We start from the raw sequence: 18944 nt of genomic DNA on the forward strand, positions 1-18944 counted from the left end.
GATGTTCGTTTTTTGATTAAAATTCGATTCTGTAATTCAGTAGTGGTAAAAGTTCCAATTGGTATTCTGTTTCAATCATCCTGGTTTGGGTGTTGAAAAATTCCTCATCCACATTGAGTCTATTGGTAACATTTTGAATATCCAATGAAATTATATGGGCCACTTTAGGTCTGTTAATTCTATATGAGAAACTGGTATCTATTCTCCAATAATCATCAAACTGCAGGGTGTTCCTTTGGTTTTGTATCCGGCGTACACGTCCAGTTTCATCAAAAAAATCCAAATCTATGGGCGTTCCTCTTTTACCGCCGTTCCATAATACTTTGGCATTGATTCCAAAAATGTTGTTGCCATTCTTTCCTGCCTTAAATTCTTTACCTCCTACAACATTAAAAGTGTAATTGGCGTTGTATCTACTATCATACCAATTACCATCCGCAGCACGATATTGGGAATCAAAAAGTGAACTGGTCACCAGAAAATAATATTGGTTTGAGAAGAATTTTTCAAGTGTAAATTCCAATCCATAATTTCTGGCCTTACCAGAATCTGTAAGTTCTCCTTGAATAAAAACACCGTTTAAAAAAGAGTCCGTGAAATCAGGGCTATTTGCTATCGCCACCTTGTTCAAATCCTGATAATAAGCTTCTACTTTTAAGTGCCCATTCTTTATAATACGCCAATCGTAGCCCAGCACATAATGTGTGGCCCTCATTAAATCAAGTTCGGTATTCGGTGTTCTAATATTTCCATCACCATCTGGAATTTCTATAAAGTATTGGTTCAAAGGCATTCTTCTAGAATGCAGCCCCACTCCCGCACTTAAGGTATGCTTTGGTGAAATTTTATATTCAAATCCTCCCCTTGGCTCAACTACAAAATCATCATTTACAGAAAATGAAGAGACATGAAGTCCAAATGTAGTTGAGAACTTCTCATCAAACCGATATTTGGCTTGGGAGAAAAATTGAAGAAATGTACCATTGCCCTCTGCATCTACCAAAGTTGTGGTATTGGTGTTTTGGGTTTCGTCCGTTAGCACATCATAAGACAATCTGCTATAGATAAACCCTGTTTTTAGTGTTGTCTTTGCATTGAACTTCTGATTGAGGTTGGCACTTATTCTAAAGGCATTATTTCTAAGAATATCCCTTTCCTCAAAGAAATTGTCATTAGTGGTATTATCCAGTGAGAAAACATAATCACTTCTATTACCCGAAAAAGACAGCGCTGCATCTACTGAAGTATTTGTATTAAAATAATGTTTGATATTGAGTCCCCCCATATATGTTTTTGAATCAAACAATTCATCTTCTTCAATAATTGGGTTTTCCTGATCAGCATTATCTTGGTTATCTTCACTTATCCCACCAATTCCCCATAAAGACAAATTGGTCTTTTCTCCTATCGGCAGATTAATCTTAAGTGCAATGTCCTGAAAGGTGGGTACTGAACCTTCGGAAACTTCTATGATTTCATTTAAAACGGTCAAAGTAGAATATCGGTAATTGACCAAATAGGATCCTTTGTAGTTTTTGGAGAAAGGCCCTTCAACAGCCAAATCTGTTCCCAATACCCCAAATTGAAAAGCATACTCGGTATTTTCAGCATTTCCGTTTCGTAGCTTAATATCAAAAACCCCTGAAGTAGCATTTCCGTATTCAGCAGGAAAAGCTCCGGTGAAAAAATCAGAATTGCCCAACATATTGGTGCTCAACAAGCTTACCGCTCCCGGTGAATATCCTTCTTCAGAAAAGTGATTGGGTTCTGGCACTTCAACCCCTTCAATTTTCCATAACAGCTGGTTTGGCGCATTACCTCTGATCACTATCTCATTGGTAGTGTCATCTGTATTGGTTACGCCAGCAAAAGAAAGTGCCATTCTACCAGGGTCGCTAATACTTGCCGGAAAGCGTTTGGCCTCTTCAACCCCAAATGACCTTGCGCTCACGGTTGCCAATTTATTGTTGGGCTTAATCTGATCTTTGCGTGCTTGTACCACTACCTCGCCCAACTGATTTAAAGATTCAGTTAGCCTAATCGTCAGGCTTATTTCTTTTGCAGAGCCTACCAAAACCTCAGAAGCCAAAGCATCTTCATAACCCAAATAACTACAGCTAAAAGATTGTCGTCCTACGGGTACATTCTCCATAATAAAAAATCCTTGAGCATCTGTGATTACGCCTAGTTGCGGTTCAGAATCCATCAAAACAATTGTTGCACCCATTAATGGACTACCTGTAACAATATCTGTAACTTTTCCTTTTACAGTTTGCGTTAAATTTTGACCATGTCCCAGAAATACGGATGTAAGAAGTAGGCCCAAGAACAAAGGGCTATTAATTTTTGATATTTTCATAATTACTCTTTGGTTGGTTAGCGAAGTTCTTTTTCTAGTTGCAATACTGGCATCCAAAAGAAGTTTATGACGGACCAATCATCTACTTCCAAATTTTGTGAGCTCCTAACAAATACAGTTCCATTTTCTGAAAACACATACCTCGATGACAGGCCTTTGTTTATTGATTGTTCGTTGTTTTTTGATTTATTTTCCATTACCTAAATGCTTTTTATATCTGTTTCTTCCCATATTGAAAACACCAACCTTTATTCCAACACCTCCAGAAAAACCATTGATTCTTGACAAAGGATTGAACTCTAAATCCAGTTTACTTGAAAAACGATATTTTATTCCTGCCTCCAACTGCAGATATCTAGATATATTGAAAAGCACGCTCATTCCAGGTTCTAAAACAAAAACGGCATCAATGTCATCTTCGTCAAAATCCTCATCAAACCGATCATCAAAATTGTTACCTAGGTAACCCACTCCACCTGCTCCTATCAGTAAAGGAAAAGAAAGATTAACGGCTGATTTACTAAAAAGAATGGGCTCTAGGTGTAATCCTCCATAGGCCCCTATTAAATCTTCATTGGTAGTCCTGAAGTTATCCTGTTCTGAATAAAGAAATGTTCCCACAAACCCAACTTCAAACTTTCTATTGGCCACATAGGCAACTTTTACACTCCCTAAATAGGTGTCCTTACCATCTATTTCGCCATAATATGTAGAGAGCCCCAGATAAACCCCATGTACTACATTACTCCGGTCATTAAATTCTATATAGCCGCTATCTTCTTGGTCCTGAGCCCAAGAAACACACCAAAAGAATAGTAAAGAAAATAGTAGTATGTTCTGTTTCATTGTTTTTGTTTAGGTTATCGCATTAAAGACAATCATAATTGCAAAAGGTTGCATGCTTGTCAATTTTTTTTCCAAATTATTTTCAGTTTGATCTATGCTGAACTTTTAATCTGTGAGCACAATCACTCCTTTTATTCCGTTTATTGAAAAGTCTCCACGTGTTCCTGAGCCATAGGTGGCGGTAATGTCCCTAATCTTTTTTCCGGCATTGGTCACATTTGTTTTAATGCCAGTAAAGGATTTTGGAACCCTTAAAAGCCCTTGTTCCAATGTTGCACTAAAATCAAATGATAGACCAGAAATATTCAGATTTATATCTGAGGACTCTTGAACAATGTCTATATCAGGATTGGGTTTAAGGAAGTGATGAATTTCTACTTCAGCTATTCTAAGGGTCAAAAACATTTCATCACTTATGCTTTTAATGTCAACATTGGAAAATTTAAAATCGCCTCGTAAGCGCCCTATTTTAAAAAGATTCACCTCATCTTTGCTAGAATACAGCTCTAAGTTGGATACATCGTCTAATTTTATCTCGCTCCCGCTACTTAATATTTTCAACTTCTGGGCATTCTCAATATCAATACCGCCATTGCTCATTTTTATATTCCCATAACCTATTTTACCACAATTCAATTTTCCAAAACGCATGTCCACCTTTATGGTCGAGATATCCTCATTGATCCATATATCTCCATGCTGAACATCTGCCTCTAAATCCCCATACCAATTGCCTATAATTACATCACCAAATTTGTTCGTAATGTTAAGCTCAGCATTTGCAGGTAAATACACCTCATAATCTATTTGAATATTGGATTTGTCAAAATCAAAAGGATTTGCCTTGTTAAAATATCTGCTAAATACGCTGGAACTTCTATCTAAAATCTCAGAAGTTATTTTAATAAAATCTCCTGCCATGGTTACTTCTGGTCGAATTCTATCCAGTAATTTTTTGGCATTTTCATCCTTTCTGTGCGTTACTTTTATAGATATGGACACCTTTAACTCATCCTTATCCCAACCATTGATAGCTACGTTACCATATTTATTTTCTATCTGCACAGTTCCAGAAGCTGGAAGGTCATAACTTTTTTCCCACTGTTTAGAACGCTCGCTCTGTGCCCATGCAACAGTAGCAAGACAAAACAGCAGTATGGAGAGAACCGTGTTTTTATAAAATATACCCTTCATAATCCATTTCATTTTTAGAAGCATTGATCTGTTTGAGTAAATTTTCAATCAACTCAATGCGTTTTTTATAATTGTTTACAATGGCTTCCAATACCAGCTCATTGTCCAAATTGTTTTGCATTTCCAACTTTAACTGTTCATATTCATCATCCAATTCATCCATAAAGGACAAAAACTCTTCTTTGTCTTCTGTTGCAAGTGTAGGATGGTTTTTGACCAACTGTACTTGCTGATAAACCAAGTTTTTGTAATACATATCAATATCCAATAGTTCTTCGTTGGCATAGCCATCAATACTCTGGGAAACTGGATTGCCTACCATTAAAAAGGCCGTTAACGACAATCCCATTAATAAGATAATCGAAGCCGCAACTCTAAGCTTACGGGATTTCCACAAAGGAATAACCTTAACCTTATCATCTTCCTCTAGTTGAGAGGTGATTCCTTGCCAAAGCTTATCCTTATCCACTTTATGAACATTAAAAGCTTCCTTATTTTTCTTAATATATTTTTCAAAATTGTCCATTACAATTCATTTACAATTTGAACTAGTTTCTTTTTTGCCCTATGGTATTGCGACTTGGAGGTTGAGGTTGATATTCCCAATATTTCTCCAATTTCCACATGATCATAACCTTCTATCAGATACAGTGTGATTATTTGCTTATATCCTTCCGGTAACTGACCCAATCCTATCTTTATCTTTTCGATCTCAAAATCCTGTGATCCTTCTATTTCATTTTCTTCAGCGGGTTCCCCTTCATTTTCTAGAGAGGATAACAATAAGCGCTTTGCTTTTAAATGGTTGATGCTTCTATTGATCACAATTCGTTTTAACCAAGCTCCAAAAGTGCTTTCGAATCTAAACGAATCCATTTTTTTAAAAGCCTCAACAAAACTCTCTTGTATTACATCTTCCGCATCCTCCCTAATCGTCAATAAACGCATGGCAACATTGAACATGGCATCCACGTACAACCCATACAACTGGTGTTGGGCATTCCTGTTCCCTTGTTTGCTCTGTTCTACCAAAGCTTGGTGCGTAAAACGTACGTTTGCTTCCAAAAATTCTGGACGGTTATTCAATGACAGCTAAAAATAATCCTTATTCATCTATTCCAAAGACAATTCAAAAATCAAAGGGTTGCATTGGTACCTGTTTTAAATAAAAAAAGCCTTCGACTTTCGTTGAAGGCTTTTTGAGAATTCTATTTTTTCTAAGCTATTATTCCAATTTTACAATGATAAACTCTGACCTTCGATTAACATCATGTTCTTCTTTAGTGCATTTAACACCATTCCCGCATTGGTTCAATAATACTTTTTCCCCGTAGCCTATGGCACTTTCTAATCTATTAGCCTCAATACCTTGAGAAATAATATAACTTCCTGTAGCTTTTGCCCTTTTGTCCGATAAGGTTTCATTGTAGCGATCACTACCTCTTGAATCTGTATGCGCCTCTACCTTAATAACCATTTTAGGATATTCCTTCATCACTTCAACAATCTTGTTCAATTCTTGTGCCGCATCTGGGCGAATATCTGCTTTGTTCAAATCAAAATAAATATTGTCGATTTTAATTTTGAGCACACCATTTTCACGCACGATCAATTTGTTTAGTTCCTTGGTAATCTCCAACGGAACGGTATTTACAAAGTCTTTCTCTGTAGTGGTGGTAAATGCTTTTTCATTGGGCAAAAAGCCACGTTTACTTATTTTGATGTTGTATTCCGCTTCGCAATCCAAAACCATATCAAAACTAAATGCTCCATAAGGATCTGTAGTTGTCTTTCCTATGGAAGTGCCATCTACCAAGACAAGTTCAACATTTACATTTACAATAGACTGTGCATTGGCCTTTCTGATTACGCTACCCTTTACGGTCTGTTCACAGGCTTCTTCAAAGCGTTGAAACGAATATATGTCATCATCACCCTTGCCTCCTTCTCTATTGGAAGAGAAGTAACCTCTATCTGTTGCTTCATTAACAATATATGCGAAATCATCTCTATTGCTATTCAAAGGCTTTCCTAAATTGTTTGGAGTTCCAAATCCATTTTGTCCCAGTTCACTTTCAAAAATATCAAGCCCTCCAAGACCTAAATGCCCATCTGAGGCAAAATAGAGTTTTTCTCCTGTTACATAAGGAAACATTTCCCGGCCACTCGTATTGATTGTAGGTCCTAAATTCCTTGGTTGCGAAAAACTACCATCCTTATTAAGCTCTACCATAAAAATATCAGTGCCTCCTATGCTTCCTGGCATATCGGAAACAAAGAAAAGGAATCGTCCATCTGGACTTAGAGCTGGTTGGCCCACAGAATATTCTTCACTATTGAATGAAACCTCAGTAGCTACTGTCCATTCTCCTCCTTGAAGTTGGGAAGTGTACATTTTTAAATGGTTGGTCCCTTCGCCATCTCTGCCCAAGGTTTGGTTAGAGTAATTATTTCTTGTAAAATACATCACATTTCCTTCTGGAATAAAGGTTGCAACCGCTTCATGATATCTGGTATTCAGTATTTCTGAAAATGGGACAACATCAGCCAAATCTGACCCAAGGTCATTGGTATCTGCCATGAAAAAATCCAAATAAGGCTGTTTGTTCCATTCATAAACCCTGGTTTCAAACCTTAGCGAATCTCTACTTGAAGAAAAAACAATTTTATCTTTATAATACATAGTTCCAAAATCAGCCACAGGTGTGTTAATGGCCAAATTAGAAATATAGAATTGGGGTTGTCTGTTCAACAGTTCGTCCAACGCTTCATCATTGTTCTTTAACTGTTCTACTTCAAAATCCGATGCATCAAGCTTTTGGGTGTAAATCTTCATAATGGCCTTGGCCAGTTTATAATTACCTACTCCTTTTAGCGCGTGAACATATCTAAAGGCATGTTCGGGTTTTAGCACATTCTCATATTTAGAAAACAAAACACCATACCATTTAGCGGCATTTTCCATATCTGTATTGAAAAAATAGGCATCTCCCAAACGCTGTAAAACATGTTGTGAATTGTCTCCTTTTTGAACAATACTTTCATATTGATTTGCTGCCCTTACATATAATAAATTATCAAAATTGGCATCGGCGTCATTGTACTTTAACTGGGCCTGCGCAATGCACCCCATAAGTGAAAAAAGTATGACTATGTTGGTTTTTATAGTTTTCATCTTAGTAAAATCTTGGGGATTTAAGTCTTTTTTCCACTGTTTTAAATTCGTATCGCAAGAATATTTCATGTGTTCCACTGGTATAGCTGCTCAAATCTGATGTAGTTAAATCGTAAGCATAACCTGCACTTAAATCTGGGGATATTTGAAGCCCCAAAAGCGCGGAAAAAGAGTCGTCCCAGCGGTAAGCAAGACCAGCGGTAAAAGTTTCCATAAGCATGACGTTCGCTGAGATATCAGCAATGACCGGTGCTCCAGGTACCCATTTTACAAAAAAGGCAGGTTTAAATTTAATATCGGGTGTTAAATCAATGATCTTTCCCCCTATTAAAAAGTAGTGCAGTCTTTCAGAAGCTATTTCCTGTTCTTGTCCGTCATAATGATCTTGAGAGAAAAAGTTAGGTACGGCAAGACCTAAATAACTTTTGGCTGTATGATAATAAATACCAGCACCAATAGTTGGAAAAAATTTGTTTTCAATATTATTTTGAAAAGCAATATCTGGATTTTCTACCAACCCTTTGGAAAAATCCACATTGAACAGTCTTCCTCCTCCTTTAAGGCCAAAGGACAGTTTCTTGTCCGTATCATCCAGTTTTACCGTATAGGAAAAATTGGCATCCACAAAAACCTCGGAAGAGGGCCCTAAAGCATCGTGTGAGAGTACTAGACCCAATCCTACATTATTACCCATTGGGCCATCAACAGCCAGAACCTGAGTAGTAGGTGCCCCATTTACTCCAACCCATTGAGAACGATGCATCAAAAGTGCTGTAAGGTGTCCACGAGAACCTGCGTATGCCGGGTTTACACTTAACGTATTGTACATGTATTGTGTAAACTGCGGATCTTGCTGCGCGGAAACCACAAAGCTTCCCAACAGTAAGGTTATTAAACAGGTATATCGTAATTGCTTTCTCATTCGTTGTGTTTTTTTGACGTTTCTAATACCCATCTTTACTATCGATTTATGTATAACCAATCCGTTCGTGGCTCAGAGCCGTCTCCAAGGTCCAGCACATAATAGTAGGTGCCTACTGGTAATAAATCTCCTTTCTGCACTGTGGCACGACCAATGGAGGTCCCGTCCCAATCATTGTTGTAGGAGCGCTGTTCATATACAATGTTGCCCCATCGGTTATACACCTGTAGCATATTGTTAGGGTATCTAGAAATACAATCAATTTTAAAGAACTCATTCACACCATCTCCATTTGGTGAAAACTCGTTATAAATAGTTAAGCATGAAGGTTCAACAGCTGCTTGATCAGAATCATTCGCAGTGTTCACATCCAACTGGTCAACAAAGGCCAAACTTGCAGTGTTCACATAATCATTGATATCCAAGACCTCAACTGTAAGTTGCAGGTTAGCTGTTCCCAAGGCATCCAGATCCTCTATTTCCCAAAAACCTGAGATTTCATCGTAAACACCTACAGAAGCCTGTGTAGTAATCAATCTAAATCCTGAAGGCAATTGCTCTTCAATACCTATATTGGTTGCAGCTACGCTACCTTGATTGGCAACAGTAATTGTGAACACAACCTGATCGCCAATGTTAGGGGAGTTATTGTCCACTGTTTTGGTAACAGCAATATCTGTGGTTTGTGGAGTTACAAATGCAATAGCCTCATCATCATCGTCAAATCCATCTGAAAGGTCATCTACGTCAATCCCCTGATTTGGGTTACTATCTGGATCTGCTAGATCACTTGCAGATATCATCGCAACATTCAAGTATTCATCAGTAATTCCTGTTGGTGTATTTACCGTAGCTAGCACAACCAATGTTTCTGTACTTTGATTTAAAATAGTCCCATTGATATTCCATATTCCTATATTGGAATCATAGATTCCGGCAGTAGTAATATGAGATTGGTATGTATAACCAGGCGGCAACAAATCCGTAATCACGACACCTGTTGCATCACTTGATCCATTATTGTTGACATTTAAGGTGAACTCAACCACATCACCAACATTTGGCGTTGGATTGTCCACAGTTTTGGTCAATGATAAATCTGCAAGTCCATCAGGAACTGGAACAACCGTATCTTGATCATCTTCAGAATTTAGTTTATTATCTGGAGTTGAATCAGGGTCAAAAGTGTCCAAAGCAATAAGCTCTGCTGTATTTCTATAATCTCCGCTTGATAAAACCAAAGCAGTAATCTGTAGTGTTTCTGAAGCTCCATTTGCAATACTGGACAATGCCCATCCCCCTGTTATTCCATCATAGATACCTGAAGATGTTGTTGCGGACACAAAACTATAACCAGATGCCAAAGCATCTTCAATAACCAAGCCTGAAGCATCATTAGGACCTGCGTTATTCACTGTTACAGTAAACACTATTTGGTCTCCTACTAATGGACTGAGGTTATCCGCAGTTTTAGTAACTGAAATATCTGTTACTGCTCTCGGTGTGGTGGATTGTTCATCTTGATCATCTTCTGTAAGAACATTATTCCCTGGAGTAGAATCAGGGTCTAATTGTATTGATGTAATTACTTCGGCACTATTCACATAGTTTCCGGTAGCATTTACTTGAGCTGTTACGTTTAAAACCACATTGTTTCCGCCAGTAACTGAACCAACGTTCCATAGTCCGCTAGCTGAACTATATGCTCCTCCAGAATCATCAGAAATATAGGTGTATCCAGATGGCAGTACATCAGAAACTACAACACCTGTTGCATCACTAGGCCCTTCGTTGGTTAAGGTCACCGAAAAGGTTACGTTTGAACCAACATCAGGAAACTCATTGTCCACAGACTTGTCCAATGCTAAATCTGCTGATGGAATAGGCGTAGTCCCTGCACTATCTTGATCGTTTTCAAATATGTTGTTATTGTTAGGTATGGAGTTGGGATCCAAATTACTAGAAGAGAAAACTTCAGTAACATTAAAGTAATCTCCAGATGGATTTACAGTCGCTACAATATTCATTGTCTCCGTAGTTCCATTTGGAATAATACCATTCAATTCCCAAATACCTGTTGCAGGAACATAAACCCCTGCAGTTCTATTGTTGGATACATACGTGTACCCGGTTGGTAATAAATCTAAAACTTCAACCCCAGTAACATCACTAGGTCCATTGTTGGTAATGCTGATATTAAAGATAACCTCTTCCCCTACTAATGGGCTTAGGATATCCACAGATTTGCGCAGAACCAAATCCGAAACCAATACTGGAACCGGTTCTATGGTCTGTTGGTCATCTTCTGTATCATCGTTGTTTGCAGGCTCGGAATCAATATCCGTTTCTGTCAAATCTGTTAATTCGGCAATATTGGTATAGTCTCCATTGGGAAGTACATTAGCTGTAATAACAATAGTTTCTGAGGCTCCATTGGCCAAATTGCCTATTGTCCATGATCCATTTAAAGGCTCGTAAACTCCGTTTGATGGGACAGCACTCACAAATTCATATCCAGATTCCAAGAAATCTGTTACCACAACATTGGTAGCATCATTTGGACCATCATTTAATACCGAAACTGTAAACACTATTTGATCACCAACATTCGGTGTTAAATCATCTGCTGTTTTTGTTACCGAAATATCAACCAAAGGTCTGGCATTCACTACGGCATCATCTTGGTCATCTTCTCCAGCCACCCCATTATTTGGTGTAGAATCATTGTCTGGTTGGTCATGTGCAGTTACTTCTGCAATATTGGTATAATTACCTGTAACATTAACGGTTGCTGTAATATTCAAGGTTTCTGTAGCTCCACTTGTCAAAGCTCCTACATCCCAAACACCAGTACCGCTAGTATAATCTCCTCCACCATTATCAGAAACATACGTAAATCCTGATGGAAGTAAATCGGTTACTTCAACAGACGTGGCATCACTAGGTCCTGCATTGGCAATCGTTAAAGTAAACACCACATTGGTATTTACATCAGGATTGGCATTATCCACATCCTTGGTTAAGGAAATGTCCACTAATGCTTGTGGATTGATTATCACCTCGTCTTGATCATCTTCTGCTGAAACTCCATTACTTGGGGTAGAATCAATATCAAAAGCATCTGAAGCTGTTATCTGAGCAGTATTGGTATAGTTTCCTGTAGCATTTACTAAAACATCAATAATGATAGTTTCCGATGTTCCACCAGCCACTGTTCCCACTTGCCACTCTCCTGTTGTGTCATTATAAATCCCCGCCGTCGCGCTGTATAAAACATAATCAAAACCAGTAGGCAATTGATCTGTTACAACTACATTGGTAGCATCTGCAGGTCCGAAATTTGAAACAGTTATCTCAAAACTTATTTCATCTCCTACATTAGGGGTAAGGTCATTGTCAACTACAATTTTTGTTAAGGAAAGGTCAGCCTGCACTGGTGCTGCAGTAACAGCATCCTCGTCATCTTCGCTTTGGTTTCCTGTATCATTATTTGGTGTACTGTCGACATCAAACTGGTTACTTGCCGTTACTTCAGCAATATGGGTAAACTCTCCTAATGCTCCAGTTGGTGTTTGTACAATAGCATTAAATGTCAGCACTGTTGAATTTGTGCCCAAAGGAACATTGAGTCCTGTCCATGTTATTGTTCCAAAACTAAAGGTTCCTCCATTACTTATTCCTGTTATACTTCCATATCCTGGAGGTACTAGGTTTTCAATTGAAACTCCAGAAGCACTTACATCTCCCAAATTGCTCAAATTGACCGTAAAGGTGACTACATCTCCAACATCTGGTGTGGTGTTGCTGGCCAATAGCTCCAATTCTAAATCAACTACTTGCGGTGTTACCACAAAAAAGTCCTCGTCATCCTCATCTTGGTCACCATCATCATTTCCTGGGTCACTATCCGGATCAAATTGATCTACAGCAGCTATTTCAGCAGTATTTAAATATTCATCTGTACTTCCTGTAGGTGCATTTACTGTTACTTCATATGAAACAGTTGTTGAGCCTACTGCCAATGAAGCAATATTCCATGTTAAGAAAGTACCTGCAATCGCAGATCCTCCATTATTAATTGTACCCAAGGTATAACCAGGAGGAACAATATCTTCCATAACAATATTTGTAGCAGTATCTGTACCTGCATTGGTAATCGTTAATTCAAAAATTACCGTATCTCCAACATTTGGTGTGGCACTAGAAGCAGCGCTTATATCTTTTACCAAACTTAAATCCGCAGCAGTTGGTACAACTGTTTGCGCATCTTCATCATCCTCATCTTGATCTCCATCATCATTGTTAGGCGCACTGTTTGGATCAAATTGGTCCACAGCTGTAAGTTCAACTATATTTTCATATTCTCCCAGTGTTCCGGTAGATGGGTTTACCTCTGCTTGATAGGTAAGGGTCACACCGGTCAAAGGTATATTGGCCAATGTCCAAATAACCTCTGATCCTCCTAAATTAAATATTCCTCCATTAGAAACGGAACCACCAACAATGGTGTAACCCGAAGGAACTTGATCTTCAATCGATACATTAGTTGCAATGCTAGGTCCAGCATTGTCAACTTGAACTGTAAATGTTATTGTATCCCCAATATCTGGAGTTGTATCACTTACTGATTTATCTACTGAAAGGTTTGCAACTTGTGGTGTTATGGTCAAACTCGTCTCATCATCATCGGCAATGGTATCACCTAAATCATCCACTGCAGGACCCACGGTTGGGTCACTATCTGGATCAATCTGGTCACTTGCCGTTATTTGTGCGCTATTGGTATACTCTCCCGGAGTACCTGTTGGTGTGTTCACCGTTGCCTGATAGGTTAGTGCAGTAGTTCCACCTGAAGGAATAAACAATCCAGACCAACTAGCTGTATTGCCAGCTAGTGAACCTCCACTGTTTACCGCGGTTAGGGTAAAACCAGCAGGTAACACATCTTCAACAGAAACACCCGTTGCATTATTTGGACCAGAATTGGATATAACAAGCTCAAAAGTTAGCGTATCACCTATGTTTGGGGTTGTAGATCCAACTATTATATTTTTAGCGATACTTAGATCTGCTTCTTCCAAAACAGTCAAAGACACAGAATCTTCATCGTCTTCACTTTGATTTCCATCATCATTGCCGGGTGCACTATTTGGATCAAATTGGTCCACGGCAGTAATTTCAGCGGTATTTACATATTCATTTGAAGCGCCTGTAGGTGCATTTACGGTAATATCATAAGATACGGTAGTCGTTCCTACTACCAATGACGCTATATTCCAACTTATGGTTCCTCCAGATTCACTACCTCCATTGTTAATGGTCACTATTGTAAAACCAGAAGGCACTATATCTTCAAGGGTAATATTTGTTGCGGTATCTGGACCAGCATTCGTAATTGTTAATTCGAAAACTACTGTATCCCCAATATTTGGTGTTAAACTTGACGATGCGCTAATATCTTTGGAGAGACTTAAGTCAGCAGAAGTTATTGTTACTCCTGCAGTATCTTGGTCATCTTCACCAGCCAGACCATTGTTTACGGTTGAATCAATATCAAAAGTATCATTGGCAGTAATCTCAGCAGTATTTACATAATCTCCGGAAGCATTAACAGTTACATCAAAAGTTAAACTTGTTGTAGCCCCATTCAAAACAGAAAGATTCGACCATGTAATCGATAAATCCCCAATATTATAAACTCCGCCATTACTCACTGTTCCTGGCACCAGGGTGTATCCTGAAGGAATAACATCTCGTACGCTTACACCTGTGGCATCTGATGCGCTGGAAGCATCATTGTTGAATACATCTAAAGTAAACGTTACTGTATCTCCCGGATTGGCTGATACAGGTAAAACTGATTTTGTAAGTTCCAAATCCACCCCTATTAAAGAGACTTCAACAGTATCTGATACTGGAGTACATATTCCATTAGAAACTGTCCATTCAAAAACATAGATGCCTGAATTTGCGCCAAAGACTTCGGTATTAGAATCATTTTCATTGACAAAACCTACTGTGGTTGGTCCAGAAACTTGAGTCCATGTCCCTATTCCAGCTATTGCTGCATCTGCAGCCAAAGTGACGGTAGAAAATTGATTTAATGATTGGTCTATACCTGCATTTGTGCTAATAGGATCTGCATAAATGACCACTTCCATTGTATCCGTAAATGAACACCCTCCGTTAACAACAGTCCATGTAAATTCGTAAGTGCCCGGCTCTAAAGTATCAATCAACGTGGTTTCGCTATTCGGTGTTGTAATGTTTGCAAGTGTTCCTGGAGCGCCTCCAAATCCAGGTCCAGCAGTTTGGGTCCAAGTTCCTGTGCCGACTATAAGAGCCGTAGCCGTCATATTTGTTTGGGTTGCAGCACAAAGTTCTTGATTGGGTCCAGCCTCAGCATTGGAAGGAGGGGTTGCAGCAAATATTATTTCCATTATGTCTGAAACAGGTTCACAGGCTGAAGGTGAGGGAGGGCCAGGGAAAATAACATTTTCATATCCTACTGTCCATGTTAACTCATATGTTCCCAGTGCGGTTACATTCGATATGGTTGAAGTCGGAGAGTTAGGGTCATCAATTGTCAACGTTTCGCCTACAGGAGTACCAGTAAGTGTCCATGTACCTCCAGCAGCGCCTGATGGAGTATTAGCGGCTAATTGTGCATCTAGTTCACAGGCATTGTTCTGATCAGGGCCTGCGTCGGCCACCGGAATGTCGAAAACTTCTATTCTGATTGTATCCGCAGTATTGAAGCAGTTTCCTGATTGAAAGTTCCACTCTAAAATATAGGTTCCTGCTACGCTAAGTCCGGTAATCGTAGAGTTTTCATTTTGATCATTTGTGATAACAGCTACACTACCAGCGGGTTGTTCTAAAAAGCTCCATCGCGCAATATCTACATCATCTGGAGGTATATTCCCTGCCAATGTAGTTTGATTTGCTACGACCAAATCACCCCTACACAGTAATTGATCAGGACCAGCATCTGGTAATATTGTAGGCAGTGCACTTGATTCTACCTGTACTTCATCTGATGTATTTCCACAACCTGTAGATCCTGGATAGTTTGTTGTAAACTCAAACCTGTAAACCCTTCCTAATTCAATATTACTTACTTCTGCAACATTACTGTCAGAAGGATTTTGTGAAATGGTTGCAGGTGTGCCCGGAATAACACCAACCCCTGGTCCAAATGTTTGAACCCATGTACCCGTAGATCCGAAAGTGGCTTCAAGTAAGAAATTTTCAACTTGACAAAAGTCCAAGTCTGGTCCAGCATCCGCAGGAACAAAGACATTCACAGTTTTATCTGCAAAAGTGGTTGGGCAATTGCTGTCTCCCGCTATGGTCCAACGAAAAACATAGGTTCCTGAAACCATTCCGGTAATCATTGCGTTTGGATCGTTGACATTTGAAAACGTAGGTGTATTGGGTGCTCCAGAGAGCAAGGTCCAATAACCAGTTTCAATATTGCTATCAAATGGATTACCATCTAATGTAATAGATGTCGAAGAGCAAATTGTTTCAGTGGGTGTTGTTACCACAGCTGTTGTAGGTGGAATACCCACGTTCAAAACTACCTGATCCGCATCTGTGGAGCAAGAACCATTATTGGCTGTCCATTCAAAAATATATTGTCCTGAAAAAGAAAAGGTAATTTGTGCTGTAGGGCTGGTATCGTCATCAAAACTGAATCCTCCAGGGCCAGAAATTTGCGTCCAAATACCGCTGTTCCCTATAGAACCTGTAGCATCCATGACAAATATGGATTGGCATTCTGTTTGGTCCAGCCCAGCATTTGCAACGGCATTAGCCCCAATGGTAATCTCAACATCATCAGTCGTTGCTTGGCAACCTGGAGCTGTCTTCTCTATGGTCCAAGTAAGTATATAACTCTGTTCTATAGTTACGGTTGCATCCGTGTCAAACTGGTTTGCATCATCAAATGTTATTCCTAGAGCAGGAACCGATGTCCATGTTCCAGTTTCATCACCCGCTGGCTGATTTCCTGCTAATGTTATAGCAGAAAATCCTATTCCCAAACATTGGTCTGGTCCTGCATCTGCCAAAGTAGGTCCTTGCGTTGCACTTGTATTAATCGTAACGGTATCTGTTCCTGGAGTAGGACAGGTAATATCGTTTGGATTTGCTATGGTCCACAAGAAAATATAGGTTTCATTTGGATCATCTAACCCAGATACCAAGGTTTTAGGGTCATTTTCATCTTCAAAGACAATAGTTGCTCCAACAGGAGCGGTATCTACCGTCCATGTTCCTACCAAGTTTGAAGTTGGCGGAGCATTTCCATCTAATTGGGTTGGAGCTCCAAAGCAAATGGTTTGGTCCGTCCCAGCTGCTGTGGCAACCGCTACATTGGATGACACTACAATCTCTACAGTATCCTCAGCGGATGGTGCACAAGCATTACCACCAGATATTCCATATTGAAAAACATATGTTCCCGCTATTAAATTAGAAACATTGGTTGTTCTTGCATATTGACTTCCTATGGTAGCGGTATTTGGACCACTTATTTGTGACCATAATGAATTTCCTATGGCAACAACGTTTCCGGTTATATCTGTATCTGTTATATTACATGCTAAAGTTTGATCTGTTCCTGCATTAGAGGCAGTTGGTGTTAATGCCACCGTTACATTAATAGCATCCGTAGCAACATCACAACCAGTTTGAATAGTTCCGCTTACAGCCCTTCTAAAAAGTATGGTGTAAGTCCCTTCAACATCAAAATCTATGTTTAGCGGCGTGCTGCCTGTATTTGCAAAAGAACTAGGGTTTATAAGTGCCGATCCGCTAGGTCCGCTTACTATGCTGTAGGTATTGCTTCCGTTTCCAGTAGTTGAAAAAGGGATATCCACACTTGTTGAACCACAAACCGCAACAATATCTGCACCACCTCCTGCTGGATTTGCCGTTATGGAAATAGGATTGGTTGAATATCGAATTGTTGCTGTTGCTGAATCATCACACAGGGTAGCTGCATTTTCTATGGTATAAGTAAATTCATACGTGCTACTCCCATCTAAACCACTAATCTGGGTAGTACTTGAGTTTGGGTTTAATATATTGATACCCGCTACAGGTCCGTTAGTCTGTGTCCATGTTACTGTCTCTCCTGTAAATTGAGGTTGAGAGCCCGCTAAGGTTACCGTTGTAATACTAGCATCACAAAAACGTATGTTATTATTTTGAATAGATGCGTTTGAAATATCTTGGGTAGCTTCGTCTACAGTAATCGTTACAGTATCCTCTCCATTAGCACAAGGTCCGTTTACAGACCATCTGAAAACATAAACCCCTTCAATAAGGTTTGTAACACCAGTATTATTTGTGTTAACGTCTGAAAAGCTTGGGGCGCTTGGTCCACTAACAAAAGACCAAGTTCCTACTTGTCCGTTTATATTATTACCACCAAAGCTTCCACCTAAGGTTGTAGATTGCGTAACTGCATAACAATTATCTAAATTTTGATCACCACCTGCACTAACAATAGATACTCCTCCATAATTGGTAACAGTTATAGTAGAGGATGATTCGCAAAATTGTCCGGGTGCATAGTCTGCTCCAGTAATTGTCCACTGCAAAGTGGTCGTTCCGGCCCTATTTTCCGGTAAAGTCAAACTTGTTGTAGGTGATGTAGGCGAATTAATAATTACACCAGAATTGTTATTGCCTACAATACTCCACTGTCCGGTTTCCCCTACATTAAGTGGTGTATTGGCATTTGTAGTAATTGTTCCTGAGCTGTCGGGGCAAGATGCAATATCATTCCCCGCATTTGAAATTGTGATTGGTTCAACCGTGATATCTACATCTTGAAAAAGTGAAGTTCCATCCGTGCATACACCGCTTAATCTAAAAGTATACGTATTTCCGCCTACCAATCCGGTTATGCCCGTATTAAGATTTGATGTGTCGTTAATGATTATGGATGGTCCGCCAACTTGAGACCATGTAGGTCCACTTTGAACAAGACCAGCAGAAGATCCGGACAAGGTAAATGTTCCATCATTTTCGCATATAGTTTCTGGTATTCCAGCATTGACAGAACAGTTCTGAGCATAACTCAATTGAAAAGAAGCTAGCAAGAACACAAAAAATAAGAGAAAATTTCTAGTTTTTTGGTGGGTTAGAGATATGTTCATAGTCAAAAAAATGAGGTTGTTCTTAATGTGTAAGAATATTCAAACATATCTACTACCATCGACTAAAGGGAAAATATGTTGTATTTCAACGATCATTTGTTGTGAAACGTCGGATAACCGATGAAAGCTTTATACAATCCTTAACATTTCACACTTAACACCAGCCACAATTACGTCTAAACAAGAGAAGTTGAGGTTTTAAAACGTATTGATTACAAGGCAATTAGTCTCAAAAGTTGTTTTTGTGAATTAGGATTCCTAAAAAATTATTAAAGC

The 18944-nt window shown here is 39.1% G+C and carries 9 protein-coding genes; all 9 read right to left on the minus strand.

What is annotated here, in order from left to right; all coding sequences use genetic code 11:
• Window positions 1-16: 16 nt before the first annotated feature.
• The 9 genes from SJY44_RS00620 to SJY44_RS00660 all read right to left on the minus strand — a co-directional run bounded on the left by SJY44_RS00620 (window position 17) and on the right by SJY44_RS00660 (window position 18668).
• Window positions 17-2359, minus strand: a complete 2343-nt coding sequence (locus SJY44_RS00620; protein WP_396590838.1) for a TonB-dependent receptor domain-containing protein — start codon at window positions 2357-2359, stop codon at window positions 17-19.
• A gap of 17 nt (window positions 2360-2376) precedes the next feature.
• Window positions 2377-2556 (minus strand): hypothetical protein, encoded by a 180-nt coding sequence (locus SJY44_RS00625; protein WP_396590839.1) that lies wholly within the window; start codon window positions 2554-2556, stop codon window positions 2377-2379.
• Entirely contained in the window at window positions 2546-3205 is a 660-nt protein-coding gene (locus SJY44_RS00630) for a hypothetical protein (RefSeq protein WP_396590840.1), read from the minus strand. Before SJY44_RS00630 ends, SJY44_RS00625 begins: the two co-directional genes overlap by 11 nt.
• 105 nt (window positions 3206-3310) lie before the next feature.
• A complete protein-coding gene (locus SJY44_RS00635; RefSeq protein WP_396590841.1) occupies window positions 3311-4399 on the minus strand; it encodes a hypothetical protein in 1089 nt (362 codons plus the stop codon).
• Entirely contained in the window at window positions 4380-4925 is a 546-nt protein-coding gene (locus SJY44_RS00640) for a hypothetical protein (protein WP_396590842.1), read from the minus strand. Before SJY44_RS00640 ends, SJY44_RS00635 begins: the two co-directional genes overlap by 20 nt.
• Window positions 4925-5464, minus strand: a complete 540-nt coding sequence (locus SJY44_RS00645) for an RNA polymerase sigma factor (protein ID WP_396590843.1) — start codon at window positions 5462-5464, stop codon at window positions 4925-4927. The genes SJY44_RS00640 and SJY44_RS00645 overlap by 1 nt, the downstream gene beginning before the upstream one ends.
• A gap of 160 nt (window positions 5465-5624) precedes the next feature.
• On the minus strand, window positions 5625-7574 hold the full coding sequence (locus tag SJY44_RS00650; RefSeq protein WP_396590844.1) for an OmpA family protein: 1950 nt from the start codon (window positions 7572-7574) through the stop codon (window positions 5625-5627).
• 1 nt (window position 7575) lies between these two features.
• On the minus strand, window positions 7576-8496 hold the full coding sequence (locus SJY44_RS00655; RefSeq protein ID WP_396590845.1) for a type IX secretion system membrane protein PorP/SprF: 921 nt from the start codon (window positions 8494-8496) through the stop codon (window positions 7576-7578).
• A gap of 38 nt (window positions 8497-8534) precedes the next feature.
• On the minus strand, window positions 8535-18668 hold the full coding sequence (locus SJY44_RS00660; protein ID WP_396590846.1) for a gliding motility-associated C-terminal domain-containing protein: 10134 nt from the start codon (window positions 18666-18668) through the stop codon (window positions 8535-8537).
• Window positions 18669-18944: the final 276 nt, after the last annotated feature.

It is taken from the genome of Allomuricauda sp. R78024 (assembly GCF_044596045.1).
Lineage (GTDB): Bacteria > Bacteroidota > Bacteroidia > Flavobacteriales > Flavobacteriaceae > Flagellimonas.

Excerpts from the sequence above, each read along its gene's own strand:
- SJY44_RS00640 (WP_396590842.1), bottom strand. The coding sequence starts at position 4,925 with ATGGACAATTTTGAAAAATATATTAAGAAAAATAAGGAAGCTTTTAAT.
- SJY44_RS00625 (WP_396590839.1), bottom strand. The coding sequence starts at position 2,556 with ATGGAAAATAAATCAAAAAACAACGAACAATCAATAAACAAAGGCCTG.
- SJY44_RS00660 (WP_396590846.1), bottom strand. The coding sequence starts at position 18,668 with ATGAACATATCTCTAACCCACCAAAAAACTAGAAATTTTCTCTTATTT.
- SJY44_RS00650 (WP_396590844.1), bottom strand. The coding sequence starts at position 7,574 with ATGAAAACTATAAAAACCAACATAGTCATACTTTTTTCACTTATGGGG.
- SJY44_RS00655 (WP_396590845.1), bottom strand. The coding sequence starts at position 8,496 with ATGAGAAAGCAATTACGATATACCTGTTTAATAACCTTACTGTTGGGA.
- SJY44_RS00620 (WP_396590838.1), bottom strand. The coding sequence starts at position 2,359 with ATGAAAATATCAAAAATTAATAGCCCTTTGTTCTTGGGCCTACTTCTT.
- SJY44_RS00635 (WP_396590841.1), bottom strand. The coding sequence starts at position 4,399 with ATGAAGGGTATATTTTATAAAAACACGGTTCTCTCCATACTGCTGTTT.
- SJY44_RS00630 (WP_396590840.1), bottom strand. The coding sequence starts at position 3,205 with ATGAAACAGAACATACTACTATTTTCTTTACTATTCTTTTGGTGTGTT.